Source organism: Streptomyces sp. NPDC058279, assembly GCF_042881255.1.
In the GTDB taxonomy this organism is placed as follows: domain Bacteria; phylum Actinomycetota; class Actinomycetes; order Streptomycetales; family Streptomycetaceae; genus Streptomyces.
Genome location: NZ_JBHVYA010000009.1, coordinates 188118 through 204950 on the forward strand (window position 1 = coordinate 188118; position 16833 = coordinate 204950).

At 69.2% G+C, this 16833-nt stretch carries 18 protein-coding genes; all 18 read right to left on the reverse strand.

Going from position 1 to position 16833, the window contains the following annotated elements; genetic code table 11:
• Positions 1-188: 188 nt before the first annotated feature.
• The 18 genes from ACFVXJ_RS19340 to ACFVXJ_RS19425 all read right to left on the reverse strand — a co-directional run bounded on the left by ACFVXJ_RS19340 (position 189) and on the right by ACFVXJ_RS19425 (position 16725).
• Positions 189-635: a DUF2550 domain-containing protein gene (locus ACFVXJ_RS19340; protein ID WP_361309357.1), complete on the reverse strand. Its 447-nt coding sequence runs from the start codon at positions 633-635 to the stop codon at positions 189-191.
• Positions 636-763: 128 nt separating this feature from the next.
• On the reverse strand, positions 764-1138 hold the full coding sequence (locus tag ACFVXJ_RS19345; protein WP_190183442.1) for a F0F1 ATP synthase subunit epsilon: 375 nt from the start codon (positions 1136-1138) through the stop codon (positions 764-766).
• Positions 1139-1267: 129 nt separating this feature from the next.
• Positions 1268-2710: a F0F1 ATP synthase subunit beta gene (atpD, locus tag ACFVXJ_RS19350; protein ID WP_389663088.1), complete on the reverse strand. Its 1443-nt coding sequence runs from the start codon at positions 2708-2710 to the stop codon at positions 1268-1270.
• A complete protein-coding gene (locus tag ACFVXJ_RS19355) occupies positions 2710-3639 on the reverse strand; it encodes a F0F1 ATP synthase subunit gamma (RefSeq protein ID WP_361309363.1) in 930 nt (309 codons plus the stop codon). The genes atpD and ACFVXJ_RS19355 overlap by 1 nt, the downstream gene beginning before the upstream one ends.
• A gap of 20 nt (positions 3640-3659) precedes the next feature.
• Positions 3660-5255, reverse strand: a complete 1596-nt coding sequence (gene atpA / locus ACFVXJ_RS19360; RefSeq protein WP_190183439.1) for a F0F1 ATP synthase subunit alpha — start codon at positions 5253-5255, stop codon at positions 3660-3662.
• A gap of 129 nt (positions 5256-5384) precedes the next feature.
• Positions 5385-6200: a F0F1 ATP synthase subunit delta gene (locus ACFVXJ_RS19365; protein WP_389663090.1), complete on the reverse strand. Its 816-nt coding sequence runs from the start codon at positions 6198-6200 to the stop codon at positions 5385-5387.
• Complete coding sequence (locus ACFVXJ_RS19370) at positions 6197-6736, reverse strand: F0F1 ATP synthase subunit B (RefSeq protein ID WP_389663092.1); 540 nt, start codon at positions 6734-6736, stop codon at positions 6197-6199. The genes ACFVXJ_RS19365 and ACFVXJ_RS19370 overlap by 4 nt, the downstream gene beginning before the upstream one ends.
• 43 nt (positions 6737-6779) lie before the next feature.
• The gene (gene atpE / locus ACFVXJ_RS19375; RefSeq protein WP_079429787.1) at positions 6780-7013 is read right to left on the reverse strand and encodes an ATP synthase F0 subunit C; all 234 of its coding nucleotides are present in this window, start codon (positions 7011-7013) and stop codon (positions 6780-6782) included.
• 79 nt (positions 7014-7092) lie between these two features.
• A complete protein-coding gene (atpB, locus tag ACFVXJ_RS19380; protein ID WP_389663258.1) occupies positions 7093-7932 on the reverse strand; it encodes a F0F1 ATP synthase subunit A in 840 nt (279 codons plus the stop codon).
• A 210-nt stretch (positions 7933-8142) separates the two neighbouring features.
• Complete coding sequence (locus ACFVXJ_RS19385; RefSeq protein ID WP_389663094.1) at positions 8143-8580, reverse strand: hypothetical protein; 438 nt, start codon at positions 8578-8580, stop codon at positions 8143-8145.
• A gap of 285 nt (positions 8581-8865) precedes the next feature.
• The gene (locus ACFVXJ_RS19390; protein WP_389663260.1) at positions 8866-10200 is read right to left on the reverse strand and encodes an MraY family glycosyltransferase; all 1335 of its coding nucleotides are present in this window, start codon (positions 10198-10200) and stop codon (positions 8866-8868) included.
• Positions 10201-10304: 104 nt separating this feature from the next.
• On the reverse strand, positions 10305-11534 hold the full coding sequence (glyA, locus tag ACFVXJ_RS19395; protein ID WP_389663096.1) for a serine hydroxymethyltransferase: 1230 nt from the start codon (positions 11532-11534) through the stop codon (positions 10305-10307).
• Between the two features lie 205 nt (positions 11535-11739).
• Positions 11740-12396 (reverse strand): protein-tyrosine-phosphatase, encoded by a 657-nt coding sequence (locus tag ACFVXJ_RS19400; RefSeq protein WP_361309377.1) that lies wholly within the window; start codon positions 12394-12396, stop codon positions 11740-11742.
• A complete protein-coding gene (locus ACFVXJ_RS19405; protein ID WP_389663097.1) occupies positions 12393-13040 on the reverse strand; it encodes an L-threonylcarbamoyladenylate synthase in 648 nt (215 codons plus the stop codon). Before ACFVXJ_RS19405 ends, ACFVXJ_RS19400 begins: the two co-directional genes overlap by 4 nt.
• A 58-nt stretch (positions 13041-13098) precedes the next feature.
• Positions 13099-13944, reverse strand: coding sequence for a peptide chain release factor N(5)-glutamine methyltransferase (gene prmC, locus ACFVXJ_RS19410; RefSeq protein ID WP_361309382.1), 846 nt, complete (start codon positions 13942-13944; stop codon positions 13099-13101).
• 74 nt (positions 13945-14018) lie between these two features.
• Positions 14019-15098: a peptide chain release factor 1 gene (gene prfA / locus ACFVXJ_RS19415; protein ID WP_389663099.1), complete on the reverse strand. Its 1080-nt coding sequence runs from the start codon at positions 15096-15098 to the stop codon at positions 14019-14021.
• A 108-nt stretch (positions 15099-15206) separates the two neighbouring features.
• Positions 15207-15425 carry a 50S ribosomal protein L31 gene (gene rpmE / locus ACFVXJ_RS19420; RefSeq protein ID WP_030153765.1) on the reverse strand — a complete coding sequence of 73 codons (219 nt, stop codon included), beginning with the start codon at positions 15423-15425 and terminating at the stop codon, positions 15207-15209.
• A gap of 190 nt (positions 15426-15615) precedes the next feature.
• Complete coding sequence (locus ACFVXJ_RS19425) at positions 15616-16725, reverse strand: LCP family protein (RefSeq protein WP_389663101.1); 1110 nt, start codon at positions 16723-16725, stop codon at positions 15616-15618.
• Between the last annotated feature and the right edge of the window lie 108 nt (positions 16726-16833).

The following is a 16833-nucleotide window of genomic DNA, read 5'->3' on the forward strand; positions in this document are numbered from 1 at the left end:
CGCACGGGGCCGGTGAAAGACGAAGCCGGGGAGCAGGGTCCGCCCCCTTCTCCCCGGCTTCTCCTTCTTGACGCGCCGCTGCGCCAGACTCCGTCCGGCGAGGGCGATCCGGCTTCGCCGGCCTCAGGCCACGTTCACCCTTCCCCAGAGTTCGTCCGGGGGGACCCCCACCCAACGGGCAAGGAATTTCAGGCAACATTTACCCGTTGCCCGGGAGGCGCAGCCTCAAGCCAGGCGAGGAATCCGGTCAGCGCGTCGTCGCTCATCGCCAGCTCCAGGCGCGTCCCCCGGTGGGAACAGCCGAGCACGACGGCGTCGGAGAGCAGCGCCAGCTCCTCCTCGCCCTCCGGGGCGCGACGGGCCAGCACCTCGATGGAGGCGCGCTCCAGGAGACGGCGGGGCCGGGGCGAGTAGCTGAACACCCGGAACCATTCGATCCGGTCACCGCTGTAGCGGGCGACCCCGTACACCCAGCCCTTGCCGGAGACGTCGGGCTCCTCGGCCACGCCCCAGCGCAGGCTGCAGTCGAAGGTCCCGCCGGACCGCTGGATGAGTCTGCGGCGCAGCCCGAAGACAAACAGCCCGATCACCACCAGGGCTACGACCAGGCCGCTCACAAGCAGAGCGAGGAGCATCTTCACCGACCTCCTCGCTCATCGAATACAGCACACGAAAAACCGATCCGCATCGCCTCAGCCGCGACCCGCTCCGGAGAACTCCGGATCGGGCCGCGGCTGAGGACGCACACTGTTCGGTAAGGGGCTCAGTGGCCCGTCACCGCGCGCAGCCGGACATCGGCGCGACGCTCGGCGGCCGCATCGGCCTCCGCCTTCGCGCGCTCCAGTGCCCGCTCCGCCCGCTGGACATCAATCTCGTCCGCGAGTTCGGCGATCTCGGCCAGCAGGGACAACTTGTTGTCCGCGAACGAGATGAAACCGCCGTGCACCGCGACGACGACAGTGTTGCCGTCGCTGGTGCGGATGGTCACCGGGCCCGATTCCAGCACACCGAGAAGCGGCTGGTGACCGGGCATGACGCCGATGTCGCCCGACGTGGTGCGCGCGACAACAAGGGTGGCCTCGCCGGACCAGACATTGCGGTCCGCCGCGACCAGCTCGACGTGCAGCTCAGCAGCCAAGGTGGCTCCTCGGGTCACCACCCGGCGGGTCTGCCGGGTGTTGGGTCAAATTCTAATGGGCGTGGGGAGAGGGGCGGGACGTACCCCGCCCCTCTCCGTAAATCAGCTCTGCTCGCGAGGAGCGGGGCTTCAGGAGACGCCCAGCTCCTTGGCGTTGGCCTTCAGGTCCTCGATGCCACCGCACATGAAGAACGCCTGCTCGGGGAAGTGGTCGTAGTCACCGTCGCAGATCGCGTTGAACGCGGTGATCGACTCCTCGAGCGGAACGTCCGAACCGTCCACGCCGGTGAACTGCTTGGCGACGTGGGTGTTCTGCGACAGGAAGCGCTCGACGCGACGGGCACGGTGGACAACGAGCTTGTCCTCCTCGCCCAGCTCGTCGATACCGAGGATCGCGATGATGTCCTGCAGGTCCTTGTACTTCTGCAGGATCCCCTTGACGCGCATGGCGCACGCGTAGTGGTCCGCCGCGATGTACCGCGGGTCGAGGATGCGGGACGTCGAGTCCAGCGGGTCCACGGCCGGGTAGATGCCCTTCTCGGAGATCGGACGGGAGAGCACCGTCGTCGCGTCGAGGTGGGCGAAGGTGGTGGCCGGCGCCGGGTCGGTCAGGTCGTCCGCGGGGACGTAGATCGCCTGCATCGAGGTGATCGAGTGACCGCGGGTCGAGGTGATGCGCTCCTGCAGCAGACCCATCTCGTCGGCCAGGTTCGGCTGGTAACCCACCGCGGACGGCATACGGCCGAGCAGCGTGGAGACCTCGGAACCGGCCTGGGTGTAACGGAAGATGTTGTCGATGAAGAAGAGCACGTCCTGCTTCTGCACATCGCGGAAGTACTCCGCCATGGTCAGACCGGCGAGCGCGACCCGAAGACGGGTGCCCGGGGGCTCGTCCATCTGGCCGAAGACGAGCGCCGTCTTGTCGATGACGCCCGAGTCGCCCATTTCCTCGATGAGGTCGTTGCCCTCACGGGTACGCTCACCGACGCCCGCGAAGACCGACACACCGTCGTGGTTGTTGGCGACGCGGTAGATCATTTCCTGGATCAGAACGGTCTTGCCGACACCGGCACCACCGAACAGACCGATCTTGCCACCCTTGACGTACGGGGTGAGGAGGTCGATGACCTTGACGCCGGTCTCGAACATCTCGGTCTTCGACTCGAGCTCGTCGAAGCTCGGTGCCTTGCGGTGGATCGGCCAGCGCTCGGTCACCTCGGAGTTGGCCTCCGGGTAGTTGAGCACCTCGCCCAGGGTGTTGAACACCTTGCCCTTGGTGAAGTCACCGACGGGGACGGTGATGCCCTCGCCCGTGTCGGTCACCGCGGCCTGGCGGACCAGACCGTCGGTCGGCTGCATCGAGATGGTACGGACGAGGCCGTCACCCAGGTGCTGCGCGACCTCGAGGGTCAGGGTCTTGAGCTTGCCGTCCTCGGCCGGGTCGGCGACCTGGACCTTGAGGGCGTTGTAGATCTCGGGCATGGCGTCGACGGGGAACTCCACGTCGACGACCGGGCCGATGACCCGGGCGACGCGGCCCGTGGCGGCGGCCGTCTCAACAGTGGTCGTCATTACTTGTCACTCCCCGCGGTCGCGTCAGCCATGGCGCTCGCGCCACCGACGATCTCGCTGATTTCCTGGGTGATTTCGGCCTGGCGGGCCGCGTTGGCAAGCCGGGAGAGGCTCTTGATGAGGTCCCCGGCGTTGTCGGTCGCCGACTTCATCGCGCGGCGGCGGGCGGCGTGCTCGGAAGCGGCCGACTGCAGCAGCGCGTTGTAGATGCGGCTCTCGACGTAGCGCGGCAGCAGGGCGTCGAGGACGTCCTCCGCCGACGGCTCGAACTCGAACAGCGGAAGGATCTCGCCCTTCGCGCGCTCTTCGTCCTGAGCCCCAGCGGAGGTCTCCGCGAGGCTGAGCGGCAGCATCCGGCCGTCCACGGCGTTCTGCGTCATCATCGACACGAATTCCGTGTAGACGATGTGCAGCTCGTCCACGCCGCCCTCGGCCGTCTCCGTCTGGATGGCCTCGATCAGCGGCGCGGCGACGCGCTTGGCGTCCGCGTAAGCCGGGCTGTCGGTGAAGCCGGTCCACGAGTCCGCGATCTTGCGCTCGCGGAAGCCGTAGTAGGCGACACCCTTGCGGCCGACGATGTAGGCATCGACGTCCTTGCCCTCGGCGCGCAACCGCTCGGTGAGCCGGTCCGCCTGCTTGATGGCGTTCGAGGAGTAGCCGCCGGCCAGACCGCGGTCGCTCGTGATGAGCAGGACCGCGGCGCGGGTCGGCGCCTCGACCTCGGTGGTCAGCGCGTGCTTGGTGTTCGAACCGGTCGCCACCGCGGTCACCGCACGGGTGAGCTCGGTCGCGTACGGCATCGATGCCGCCACCTTGCGCTGCGCCTTGACGATGCGCGAGGCGGCGATCATCTCCATCGCCTTGGTGATCTTCTTGGTCGCCGTGACGGCACGGATGCGACGCTTGTAGACCCGGAGCTGCGCTCCCATGAGTCAGGTCCCTTCCGTCGTCACTTGGAGACGTTGACGGCCGGAGCGTCCTCGCCCAGGAGCTTGCCGTCAGACGTCTCGAACTGCTGCTTGAAGGCAGCGATGGCGTCCGCGATCGACGTCAGGGTGTCGTCGGACATCTTGCCGCCCTCGGCGATCGAGGTGAGGAGGTCCTTGCGCTCGCGGCGCAGGTGCTCCAGCAGCTCGGACTCGAAGCGACGGATGTCGTTGACCGGGACGTCGTCCATCTTGCCGGTGGTGCCGGCCCAGACGGAGACGACCTGCTCCTCGACGGGCATCGGCTGGTACTGGCCCTGCTTGAGCAGCTCGACCATGCGCTTGCCGCGCTCCAGCGAAGCCTTCGACGCGGCGTCCAGGTCGGAACCGAAGGCGGCGAACGCCTCCAGCTCGCGGTACTGGGCCAGGTCCACGCGCAGTCGGCCGGAAACCTGCTTCATGGCCTTGTGCTGCGCGGAACCACCGACGCGGGAGACCGAGATACCGACGTTCAGCGCCGGGCGCTGGCCCGCGTTGAACAGGTCGGACTCCAGGAAGCACTGACCGTCGGTGATGGAGATGACGTTGGTCGGGATGAACGCCGACACGTCGTTCGCCTTGGTCTCGACGATCGGCAGACCGGTCATCGAACCGGCACCCATCTCGTCGGAGAGCTTCGCGCAGCGCTCCAGCAGACGCGAGTGCAGGTAGAAGACGTCACCCGGGTAGGCCTCACGGCCCGGCGGGCGGCGCAGCAGCAGCGAGACGGCGCGGTAGGCGTCGGCCTGCTTCGACAGGTCGTCGAAGATGATCAGGACGTGCTTGCCGGCGTACATCCAGTGCTGACCGATGGCGGAACCGGTGTACGGCGCCAGGTACTTGAAGCCGGCCGGGTCGGACGCCGGGGCGGCGACGATCGTCGTGTACTCGAGCGCGCCGGCCTCTTCCAGGGCGCCGCGAACGGACGCGATGGTCGAGCCCTTCTGACCGATGGCGACGTAGATGCAGCGGACCTGCTTGTTCACGTCGCCCGAGCGCCAGTTGTCGCGCTGGTTGATGATCGTGTCGACGGCAAGAGCGGTCTTGCCGGTCTGACGGTCACCGATGATCAGCTGACGCTGGCCACGGCCGATCGGCACCATCGCGTCGACGGCCTTGTAGCCGGTCTGCATGGGCTCGTGCACCGACTTGCGGACCATGACGCCCGGGGCCTGCAGCTCAAGGGCGCGGCGGCCCTCGGTCGCGATCTCGCCGAGGCCGTCGATCGGGTTGCCGAGCGGGTCGACAACACGGCCGAGGTAGCCCTCGCCGACACCTACGGAGAGAACCTCACCGGTGCGCTGCACCGGCTGGCCCTCCTCGATACCGCTGAATTCGCCGAGGACGATCGCACCGATCTCGCGCTCCTCGAGGTTGAGGGCGAGACCGAGGGTGCCGTCCTCGAACTTCAGCAGCTCGTTCGCCATGGCGGAGGGCAGACCCTCCACCTTCGCGATGCCGTCGCCGGCAACGCTGACCGTTCCGACCTCCTCGCGCGAGGCCGCGTCCGGCTGGTACGACTGGACAAAGTTCTCCAGTGCGTCCCGGATCTCCTCCGGCCGGATCGTGAGCTCCGCCATCTGGGTTCCCTGCTCTCCTTGTTGGGCCTGAAGCTTCTTAGGGGTCTGGGGGCGACCCCCAGGAATCTTCTGCAAGTTCTGCACGGCCCAACCGGGCCGCTAGGAATGCGTTGTTCTATTGGTGGCCGGTCAGCCGGCCATGCGGCGGGACGCCTCTGCGAGGCGGTCCGCGATGGTGCCGTCGATGACCTCGTCGCCGACCCGCACCGAGATCCCGCCGAGGACCGTGGGGTCCACGTCGAGGTTCAGGTGCATCTGGCGGCCGTACAGCTTGGCCAGCACCGCGCCGAGACGCTGCTTCTGCACGTCGCTGAGCGGAACCGCGCTGGTCACGGTGGCGACCATGCGGTCACGGCGCTCGGCGGCGAGCTTGGAGAGGGACTCGAGTCCCGCTTCCAGGCTACGTCCACGCGGCTGCGTGACGAGACGGATGACCAGCCGCTCCGTGACGGCGTTCACCTTGCCGCCGAGCAGGCTGCGCAGCAGCCCGCTCTTGGCGGAGGCGGTCGCCGCACGGTCGGTCAGCGCGGAGCGCAGCTCGGTGCTCGAGGACACGATCCGGCCGAACCGGAACACCTCGTCCTCGACGTTGTCGAGCGCACCCGCGCGCTGGGCCGCCGTGAGGTCGGCGGTGGCCGCCAGTTCCTCCAGCGAGTCGACCAGGTCACGCGACTGCGACCAGCGGGACCGGGCCATGCCGGACACCAGGTCGAGGGTTTCCCCGCTCACCTGGCCGCCCAGCAGGCGGCCCACCAGCTCGGCCTTGGCCTCGCCGGCCTGCGACGGGTCCGTGAGGACCCGACGCAGCGAGACCTCACGGTCGAGCAGCGCGGTGACGGAGGCCAGCTCGTCGGCGAGCTTCGCCGCGTCGACGGACGTGTTGTCCGTCAGCGCGTCGAGACGCTCACGCGCGGAGGCCAGCGCCTCGCGGCTCGCTCCGTTCATCGGGCGGCCTCGGCCTTCTCCTCAAGCTCGCTGAGGAAACGGTCGATGGTGCGGCTCTGCCGGGCGGAGTCCTCAAGGGACTCGCCGACGAGCTTTCCGGCCAGGTCGGTGGCGAGCTTGCCCACGTCCTGGCGGAGCGCCTGCGAAGCGGCCTTGCGGTCGGCCGCGATCTGGGCGTGGCCGGCAGCGATGATCTCCTCACGCTGCCGCTGGCCCTCTGCGCGCAGTTCTTCCTTGAGCGCAGTGCCCTGCTCCAGCGCTTCCTGGCGCAGGCGCGCGGCCTCGTGCCGGGCTTCGGCGAGCTGGGCCTTGTACTGCTCCAGCACGCTCTGGGCCTCGGTCTGAGCGGCCTCAGCCTTCTCGATACCGCCCTCGATGGCCTCGCGACGCTCGTCCAGAACCTTGTTGATGTTCGGGAGGAGCTTCTTCGCGAGGAAGCCGAAGACGATGACGAAGGCGATCAGACCGATGACGAGCTCGGGGATCGGCGGGAAGAGCGGGTTTTCCGTCTCTGCCGCGAGAACCAGGAGGTTCACATCAGTGCCTTTCGTCTAATGGGCTGTTCGTCGAGACCGAGGATCAGGAGGTCGGGTAGACGAACGGCATGACCAGACCGATCAGGGCGAGCGCCTCACAGAAGGCGAAGCCGAGGATCTGGTTGGCGCGGATCAGGCCGGCGGCCTCGGGCTGACGGGCGAGGGCCTGGGTGCCGTTGCCGAAGATGATGCCGACGCCGACGCCGGGGCCGATGGCCGCGAGACCGTAACCAACGGAGCTGAGGGAGCCGGTGACGGCGGCAAGGGTCTGGGACATGCCAGTTCTTCCTTCTCTTTCACGGACCGGTGGGGGTTGGCCACCGGACGAAATGGGGGCTGAGCGGGGCGGCCCTGGCTCAGTGGTGCTCGGCGAGCGCGCCCTGGAGGTAGCTGCAGGCCAGGAGGACGAAGACGTACGCCTGGACAGCCTGGATGAAGAGCTCGAAGGCGGTCATCACGAGCACCATGACGAACGAGACGCCGGCGTAGGCGATGCCGATGCCGTTCAGCAGGTACCAGCTGGCGATCGTGAAGAGCAGCAGCAGGGTGTGACCGGCGAACATGTTCGCGAACAGTCGGACCGCGTGGGTGAACGGGCGCACCAGGACGTTCGAGAAGAACTCGATGACCATGACGAGCGGCAGGACGCCACCGAGGCTCTTGTCGTAGCCCGTCAGGTTCTTCAGGCCGCCGACGAAGCCGTGGCGCTTGAAGGTGACCGACATCCACGTGACGTAGACGAGGAGGGCCAGGATCGCCGGGTAGGCGATGATCGAGGTCACCGGGAACTGCGCCACCGGAACGATCGACCAGACGTTCAGGATCCAGACGAAGAAGAACAGCGAGACCATGAAGGGGACGTACTTCTCGCCCTCCCTCTTGCCGAGCGTCTCGTAGACGATGCCGCGGCGCACGAAGTCGTAACCGGATTCGGCGACCATCTGGAGCTTGCCGGGGACGACCTTCGGCTTGCCGAAAGCGGCCCAGAAGAAAGCCACGATGATGATGCTGCCCAGCAGGGCAAGCAGCATCGGCTTGTTGAAGTACGCGTTGGTCAGGCCGGCTTTGCCCCACAGCGGCTCGAAGAGGAACGAGTGCAGGCCCGGGCCGGGGAAGCCACATCCTTCGAAGATGTGACAGTCGGTCTCGAAAGCGAGCACCTGCGTCGGGTCAGGACTCACCGCGGGCTCCTTCAGCGTGGCGCATGGGTACGGCAACCTCGTTGTGTCGGCGCGGCGCGCAGCCGCGGTTCGGCACTGGACTGGTGTAACGGATGTGGGGGCGGCGGTCAGGCATCGCGCCTCGCGATGGAACAGGCGTCAGCTCGGATGCCCGCGCCCGCAGTGCCGCAGTTTGAACCGGACGATAGCAGCATCTCGAACGCACACTTATCCCGGCCCTACCCCTCACGGCTTCGACCCCGGATTTCCGGGCTTGTCGCCCTTCGTGGACTCGGGTTCGACGTAAAGAATCTTGGCCTTCATGTGGGCTCGCGTCTGCGCGCCGATCCACACGAGGGTGGTGGCGACGAGCGTGATGGCGAATGCCCGGGGGTGGAACAGCGTCGTGTTCTTGAACACGGCGAGAAAGACGAAGAGCAGCAGGATCTGAGCCGCGTAGAGCATGAGGCCCATCGCCTGGAACAGATGCGGCAGGGATTTCGCCGTGCGCTGCAGGATGACGAATCCGAGACCCATGAAGACAATCACCACCGCCGTCGCGATCACGGCACCGATCGCGCCCTTGCCGCCCACGACCACACCGCTGATCGCGGCGGCTACAGCGCCGGCGACAGCCGTGGGTACGGCGGTTTGCAGGAGGGATCGGACGTCATCTGACCGCATGGCGGTTTGCTCCGCGTGGTGGTGGGGGCACGGACTCGTACGGGACTCGTACGGGGACGAGCGTAAGCCCGGTCCGAGGCAGCGCCTCGGGCCAATGGACCGTCGCACTACGGTCCTTCGGCTCCGTCGCCGGGTTTAGTGAACGGTATCACAAAGTATTTGATGAGAGCTTTACCCGGGGAGTGTGCTGACTGTCACACATGAGGGTTAACGCGCCCGTGTGTGCAGGACACGGGGGAACCTTGTCTGGTAAAGGGCGTTCATGTCGGACATGCGCTCGGGGCGTCAGCGAGCCGATCCGGCCTTACGCCGGTCGGGGAAGCGCGAACGGGGGCCAATGGCGGTCGCCCCGTTGACGCCCGAGACACCCGCCGCGATCGGCCGGGTCGGTTCGGGCTCCAGGCCCGAGTCGTCCAGGGCCGCCGCCTCCGCCGCCCGTTCCGCGTGCCGGTAGCGCGGCGGGACCAACGCCTCCGCCCACCGCGGGGCGCGCGGGGTGAACCGCGGCAGGAGCAGCAGGACGAGACCCAGGGCGCTCAGCCCCGCGATGCCGAGCACGATCCACATCGAGGTCGAGTGCACCGAGTAGGCCACCGCCCCGAACGCGATCAGGCCCGACCAGAAGTACATGATCAGTACGGCGCGGCTGTGGGAATGCCCGAGTTCCAGCAGCCGGTGGTGCAGGTGCCCGCGGTCGGCCGCGAAGGGCGACCGGCCGTTCCAGGTGCGCCGGACGATGGCCAGGATCAGGTCCGCCATCGGGATCGCGATGATCGTCAGCGGCAGCACCAGCGGGATGAAGACCGGCAGCATCGCGTGCGTCGCGTTGCGCTCGCCGCCCGCGAAGAGCTTCAGCGTGTCCGGGTCCACCTGCCCGGTGATGGAGATGGCGCCGGCGGCCAACACCAGGCCGATCAGCATCGATCCCGAGTCCCCCATGAAGATCCGGGCGGGGTGCATGTTGTGCGGCAGGAAGCCCAGGCACATGCCCATCAGGATGGCGGCGAACAGCGTCGCCGGCGCCGCCGACTCGATCCCGTAGCCGAACCAGATCCGGTACGCGTACAGGAAGAACGCGGTGGCGGCGATGCAGACCGTGCCGGCCGCCAGGCCGTCGAGGCCGTCCACGAAGTTCACCGCGTTGATCGTGAGCACCACGAGGGCCACCGTCAGCAGGTTGCCCTGCCACGGGGTGACCGAGACCGTGCCGATGAAGGGCACCGGGATCCACAGGATCGTCAGACCCTGGATGACCATCACACCGGCGGCGATCATCTGGGCGCCGAGCTTGATCAGGGCGTCGATCTCGAACTTGTCGTCCAGCACGCCGATCAGCCAGATCAGCGCGGCGCCGGACAGCAGCGCCCGGGGTTCGTTCGAGCCGGTGAACACCCCGTTGAGGTTGCGCAGGTGGTCGGCCACGAGCAGCCCCGCGCACAGTCCGCCGAACATCGCGATCCCGCCGAGCCGAGGGGTCGGCTCGCGGTGCACGTCACGGGCCCGGATCTCCGGCATGGCCCCGACCGCGATCGCGAACTTCCGCACGGGCCCGGTCAGCAGGTAGGTCACCGCGACCGTGACGCAAAGCGTCAGCAGATATTCACGCACTGGCAGCCCCAGATGTATCGCCGGCCATCTCAGCCCCACACATTAGCCGCGATGTCACCGCTACCGAGGACGCGCGGGGTGCCTACCCCGGTTGCGGTACGCCCCGCTCGTCCGTGTTACGCCCCATAAGGAGGAAATCCACCGGCCAGCTCGGCGACCTGCGTGCGGGTCCGAGCGGCGTCCCCGCGCAGCGCCGCCCCGAACAACGCGGCGATACGGGCCATCTCCGCCTCGCCCATGCCCTGGGTGGTCACGGCCGCGGTGCCCAGGCGGATCCCGCGCTGATCGCCGTAGGGCAGGGCGCAGGTGTCCAGCACGATGCCGGCCGCGGCGAGCCGGCCCCGGGCGGTCGGCCCGTCGATGCCGAGCGGGGCGGGGTCGGCGCAGATGAGGTGGGTGTCGGTGCCGCCGGTCGTCACGGCGAGACCCGCGGCCTCCAGCGCCTCGGCGAGGGCCCGGGCGTTGGCGACGACCCGGTGGGCGTACGTGGTGAACGCGGGACCGGCCGCCTCGCCGAAGGCCACGGCCTTCGCGGCGATCGTGTGCATCTGGGCGCCGCCCTGCGTGAAGGGGAACACCGCCCGGTCGACGCGCTCGGCCAGCTCGGCGGTACACAGGACCATCCCGCCGCGCGGGCCGCGCAGCACCTTGTGGGTGGTCGCGCAGACGATGTCCGCGTACGGGACGGGGCTGGGGGCCGCCCCGCCGGCGACGAGCCCGATCGGGTGCGCGGCGTCGGCGATCAGGTAGGCCCCCACCTCGTCGGCGATCTCCCGGAACACGGAGTACTCGGGGTGGCGGGGGTAGCAGATCGAGCCGCAGACGATGGCCTTGGGCCGGTGCGCGCGGGCGAGTTCCTGCACCTGCTCGTAGTCGATCAGGCCGGTCTCGGCGTCGACGCCGTACCCGACGAAGGAGAACCAGCGGCCGGAGAAGTTGGCGGGAGAGCCGTGCGTGAGGTGCCCGCCGTACGGGAGGCCCATCGCCAGCACCGTGTCGCCGGGGCGCAGCAGCGCGGCGTACGCGGCCAGCACGGCGGAGGAGCCGGAGTGCGGTTGGACGTTGGCGTGCTCGGCGCCGAACAGCGCCATGGCCCGCTCCACGGCGATGCGTTCGGCGAGGTCCGCGTACTCGCAGCCGCCGTGGTGGCGGGCGCCGGGGTAGCCCTCGGCGTACTTGTTGGCGAGCGCGGAGCCGAGCGCGGTGAGCACGGCGGGCGAGCAGAAGTTCTCGGCGGCGATCAGCTGCAGGGAGCCGGCCTGCCGTTGGGCCTCCCCCGCGAGGACATCGGCCATTTTCGGATCCTGCTGCCGCAGCAGGTCCGTGGGCGGGGTGATGACGCTCATGGCGCGGCTCCCAGTGCTGTCCCGGATACGGCCACTGTAGGCGCGCCCCCACGATTCCGCCCCCGGACACCGCTTCCGGCCGCGCCGGGCCGCCGGCGGGAAGCCGTGACACCCGACACCCCTTGGACGCGCCCCTCGCACCACTCGGCCCCAGAGGGCCTCCCGGGCATCGCGCCACCGCGCCGACCTCCGGGACGCCGAACCGTCAGCGGGAAGCCGTGACGCCCGTCAGGGCGGTGACCACCGGGTCCAAGGCCTGGTTGATCTCGTCGCCGATCGAGCGGAAGAAGGTGATCGGCGCCCCGTACGGGTCGTACACCTCGTCCGCGTCGGCGGACGGCGCCAGCAGCCATCCGCGCAGCGCCGCGGCCGCCCGTACGAGGGCCCGCGCGCGCTCGGCCATGCCGTCGTCCAGCGGCGGCAGCGTGGCGGGGTCTATCGCCCGCACCAGTCGGGTGAACTCCTTCAACGTGAACGTCCGCAGCCCCGCCGAGTGGCCCATGGAGATGACCTGCGCCCGGTGGTCCCGGGTCGCCGTCAGCACCAGGTCGGCCCGGATGACGTGCTCGTCCAGCAGCTCGCGTCCGGTGAAACCGGAGGCGTCCGCGCCGAAGTCCGCCAGCACGGCCGCCGCGTTGGCCTCCATCGGGGCCCCCTCGTGGCCCCACGTGCCGGCGCTCTCCACGATGAGTTCACCGGCGACGAGACCGCCCAGCCGGTGGCTCAGGGCGTGCCGCGTCAGCCGCTCGGTGATCGGCGAGCGGCACACGTTCCCGGTGCTGACGTGGAGGATGCGGAAGCAGTCTCCGCCGGCCTCCGCCGGAAGACGCCCCGTTGCTATGCCACGCCCCTGAGGGCTCACGGGGCCACCTCGAGGTCGGGTACGACCTCCCGCAGCTGCTCGGCGGTCAGCGCCCCCGCGCGCAGCAGGACGGGAACCTTCCCCGTCACGTCGACGATCGAGGACGGCTGGATGCCCGGGGTGGGGCCACCGTCCAGGTACACCGACACCGCGTCGCCCAGCATCGCGCGGGCCGCGTCGCAGTCCTCCGGCGCCGGGTGCCCGGTCAGGTTCGCCGACGACACGGCCATCGGGCCGACCTCGGTCAGCAGCTCGATCGCCACGGGGTGCAGCGGCATGCGCACGGCCACGGTCCCGCGGGTCTCCCCCAGGTCCCAGGCCAGCGACGGCTGGTGCTTGGCGACGATCGTCAGCGCGCCCGGCCAGAACGCGTCGACCAGCTCCCACGCCTGCTCGGAGAAGTCGGTGACCAGGCCGTGCAGCGTGTTCGGGGAGCCGATGAGGACGGGGGTGGGCATGTCGCGGCCGCGCCCCTTGGCGGCGAGCAGGTCACCGACCGCCTCCGCGCTGAAGGCGTCCGCGCCGATCCCGTACAGGGTGTCGGTGGGCAGCACGACGAGTTCGCCGCGGCGCACTGCGGATGCGGCCTCGCGCAGGCCCGTCTTGCGGTCCGTGGCATCGTTGCAGTCGTATCGCCGGGCCATCAGCGGGCCTCCTCATGCAGCGGGGTGGTGACGTTGTCCGGGAGCGGGATCGCGCGGATCACGGCAGGGCCTTGCGGGCGGTCGCGAAGCGCGGGCGTTTGTTGAGGTCGGGGTGGTCGGCGGCGTCGGCCCAGCCCCGCTCCTCGGCGAAGATCCACGGCACCTGGCCGCCCTGGGTGTCGGCGTGTTCGATGACGACGATGCCGCCGGGCCGCAGCAGCCGGTGCGCGGTGCGTTCGATGCCCCGGATGGTGTCGAGGCCGTCCTCGCCGGAGAACAGCGCCATCTCGGGATCGTGGTCGCGGGCCTCGGGCGCGACGTACTCCCACTCGGTCAGCGGGATGTACGGCGGGTTGGAGATGACGAGGTCCACCTGGCCGTCCAGCTCGGGCAGCGCGCTCAGCGCGTCGCCCTGGTGCACGGTGACCCGGGAACCCTCGGCGTTCTTGCGGGTCCACCGCAGGGCTTCCTCGGACAGCTCGACCGCGTGGACGCGCGAGCGCGGCACCTCCTGCGCCATGGCCAGCGCGATGGCACCCGAGCCCGTGCAGAGGTCGACGATCAGCGGCTCGACCACGTCCATGGCGCGGACGGCGTGTATGGCCCAGTCCACCACCGACTCGGTCTCGGGCCGGGGCACGAAGACCCCGGGACCGACCTGGAGCTCCAGGTACCGGAAGAAGGCGCGCCCGGTGATGTGCTGGAGCGGCTCGCGCGCCTCGCGGCGGGCGACGGCCTCCCAGTAGCGGGCGTCGAAGTCCGCGTCCTTGACGTGGTGCAGTTCCCCCCGCTTGACGCCGTGCACGAAGGCCGCGAGCTCCTCCGCGTCGAAGCGCGGTGAGGGCACGCCGGCGGCGGCCAGCCGCTGGGTGGCCTGGGCCACCTCGGCAAGCAGCAAGTTCACGCTGGTCCTCCGGGCTGCTGTCGTACGGGGGTGGAGCGGGGGTCAGGCAGGCGCCGCGGTCAGGCGGTCGCGGTTCAGTGCGCGGCCGCGAGCTTGGCGGCGGAGTCGGTGTCGACGCAGGCCTGGATGACCGCGTCGAGGTCTCCGTCGAGCACCTGGTCCAAGTTGTACGCCTTGAAGCCGGTCCGGTGGTCCGAGATCCGGTTTTCCGGGTAGTTGTAGGTGCGGATCTTCTCGGACCGGTCCACGGAGCGCACCTGGCTGCGGCGCACGTCGGAGGCTTCCTGCTCGGCGGCTTCCTGGGCCGCGGCCAGCAGCCTGGACCGCAGGATGCGCATGGCCTGCTCCTTGTTCTGGAGCTGGCTCTTCTCGTTCTGGCAGGAGGCGACCACACCGGTGGGGATGTGCGTGATGCGCACGGCCGAGTCGGTGGTGTTGACGGACTGGCCGCCGGGGCCGGAGGAGCGGTACACGTCGATGCGCAGGTCGTTCATGTTGATCTCGACCTCGACCTCCTCGGCCTCCGGGGTGACGAGCACGCCCGCGGCGGAGGTGTGGATGCGGCCCTGCGACTCGGTGGCCGGAACCCGCTGGACGCGGTGTACGCCGCCCTCGTACTTCAGGCGGGCCCAGACGCCCTGGCCGGGCTCGGTGGCGCCATTGCCGCCCTTGGTGCGGACGGAGACCTGGACGTCCTTGTAGCCGCCGAGCTCGGACTCGGTGGCGTCGATGATCTCGGTCTTCCAGCCCACGCGCTCGGCGTAGCGCAGGTACATGCGCAGCAGGTCACCGGCGAAGAGGGCGGACTCGTCGCCGCCCGCGCCCGCCTTGACCTCCAGGAGCACGTCCTTGTCGTCGCTGGGGTCGCGCGGGACGAGCAGCAGGCGGAGCTTCTCGGTGAGCTCTTCGCGCTGGGCGGCGAGCTCCTTGAGCTCCGCGGCGAAGTCCGGGTCGTCGGCCAGGAACTCCTTGGCCGTCTCGATGTCCTCGGCGGTCTGCTTCCAGGCGCGGAAGGTCGCGACGATCGGGGTCAGTTCCGCGTAGCGCTTGTTGAGCTTGCGCGCGTTGGCCTGATCCGAGTGGACCGAAGGGTCGGCGAGCTTCTTCTCAAGGTCGGCGTGCTCGCCGACCAGTTCCTCGACCGCCTCGAACATCGGGGGCTCCTGTGGTGAAAGTGAAGAAATGGCTGCGGGACGAGAAAGGCGCCGGCCCGGCTGCCCGCGTGTGACGCGGTGCAGCCGGGGTCCGGCGCCGGAGGCTCGCTACTTCGAGCCGGCAGCCTTGCCGAAGCGGGCCTCGAAGCGGGCCACACGGCCACCGGTGTCGAGGATCTTCTGCTTGCCCGTGTAGAACGGGTGGCACTCGGAGCAGACCTCGGCACGGATGGTGCCCTCGGTCAGGGTGCTACGGGTGGTGAACGACGCGCCACAGGTGCAGCTGACCTGGGTCTCGACGTACTCGGGGTGAACATCGCGCTTCAAGGTGTCTCCTAGATTCGGGAGGGCGCCGGGTCGCAGGGGCCGAATTGCGCGCTGCGTGAACCGGGGCCGACAGACCAGTCTGCCAGGACCGGGCCGCCTGTCAAAATTCTGAGGACACCCTCCACAACGGGGAGGGGCCGGCATCTATTCCACCCGATCGGCGAACCCCCGTGACCAGGCGTTCGCGCTCTCAGGACTGCTGGACGATGCCGCCCGCGGTGCCCTTGTCGCCCATGGAGTCCGCCGTCGCCTCGGCCGGGATCGGCTGGTCCGCGAGCAGGGCGTCCCAGACCATCTTGGACTGCTTGGCGAGCGGGGCGACGCGGTCGTGGTCGAGGGCGTCGGCGGTCACCGGCATGGTGATCATCTGGAGGTTCTGGGCGTCGATGCCGCGCAGGCTCTGGGCGAAGCCCAGGAGCGACTTCACGTCGCCGAGCTGCTTGTCGGTGGTGAGCGCCTTGGTGCCGGTGTCGGCGAGGTCGAGCAGCCGCTTGGGGTTGTCGAAGACGCCGATCCCCTTGACCTGCTTGATCAGGGCCTTCATGAAGGCTTGCTGGAGCTGTATTCGGCCGAGGTCGCTGCCGTCGCCGACGCTCTTGCGCGTGCGGACGAGGCCGAGGGCCTGTTCGCCGTTGAGCTTGTTGGGGCCGGCGGGCAGGTCGAGGTGGCTGGAGGCGTCCTTGATCGGCTTGGTGGTGGTCACCTGGACGCCGCCGAGGTTGTCGATGATCTTCTTGAAGCCCGTGAAGTCGACCTCGATGTAGTGGTCCATGCGGATCCCCGACATCTTCTCGACGGTCTTGACCGCGCAGGCGGCCCCGCCGATGGTGAACGACTCGTTGAACTGCGAGCGCGTGCTGCCCCGGTCCGTCTTGCCGTCCGCCGTCTGGCAGGCGGGACGGTTGACCATGGTGTCGCGCGGGATGGATATGACGCTCGCCTTGTGGTGACCGTCGTAGAGGTGGACGATCATCGCCGTGTCGGAGCGGGCGGACCCGCCGTCGTCCCGGCCGTACTCGCTGTTCGCCCCGCCGCGGGAGTCCGAGCCGAGGACGAGGATGTCCATCGAGCCGTTGTCGACGTTCTGGGGACGGTCCTTGCCGAGCGCCGCGTCGATGTCGACGGTCTTCAGGTTCCCGTTGAACTTGAAGTAGAAGTAGCCCGCGCCCGCGCCGCCCAGCAACACCACGCCGGCGGCCGTCCACGCGACGACGGTGAGGCCCTTACGGCGCTTCGGCGCTTTCCTGCGGCGCCGGCTGCCCGCGGCGCGGCGGCCGCGGCCCCTCGTGTCCTCGCTCATGCTCTCCTCGGTCCCCGGCCCGCTCCCGCGACCCGTTCGGCCTGTCTGCGACCCCCGCTGTTCTCTGACACAGACGGAGGAACGCCTTCCAGGGTTCCACGGTCCCGG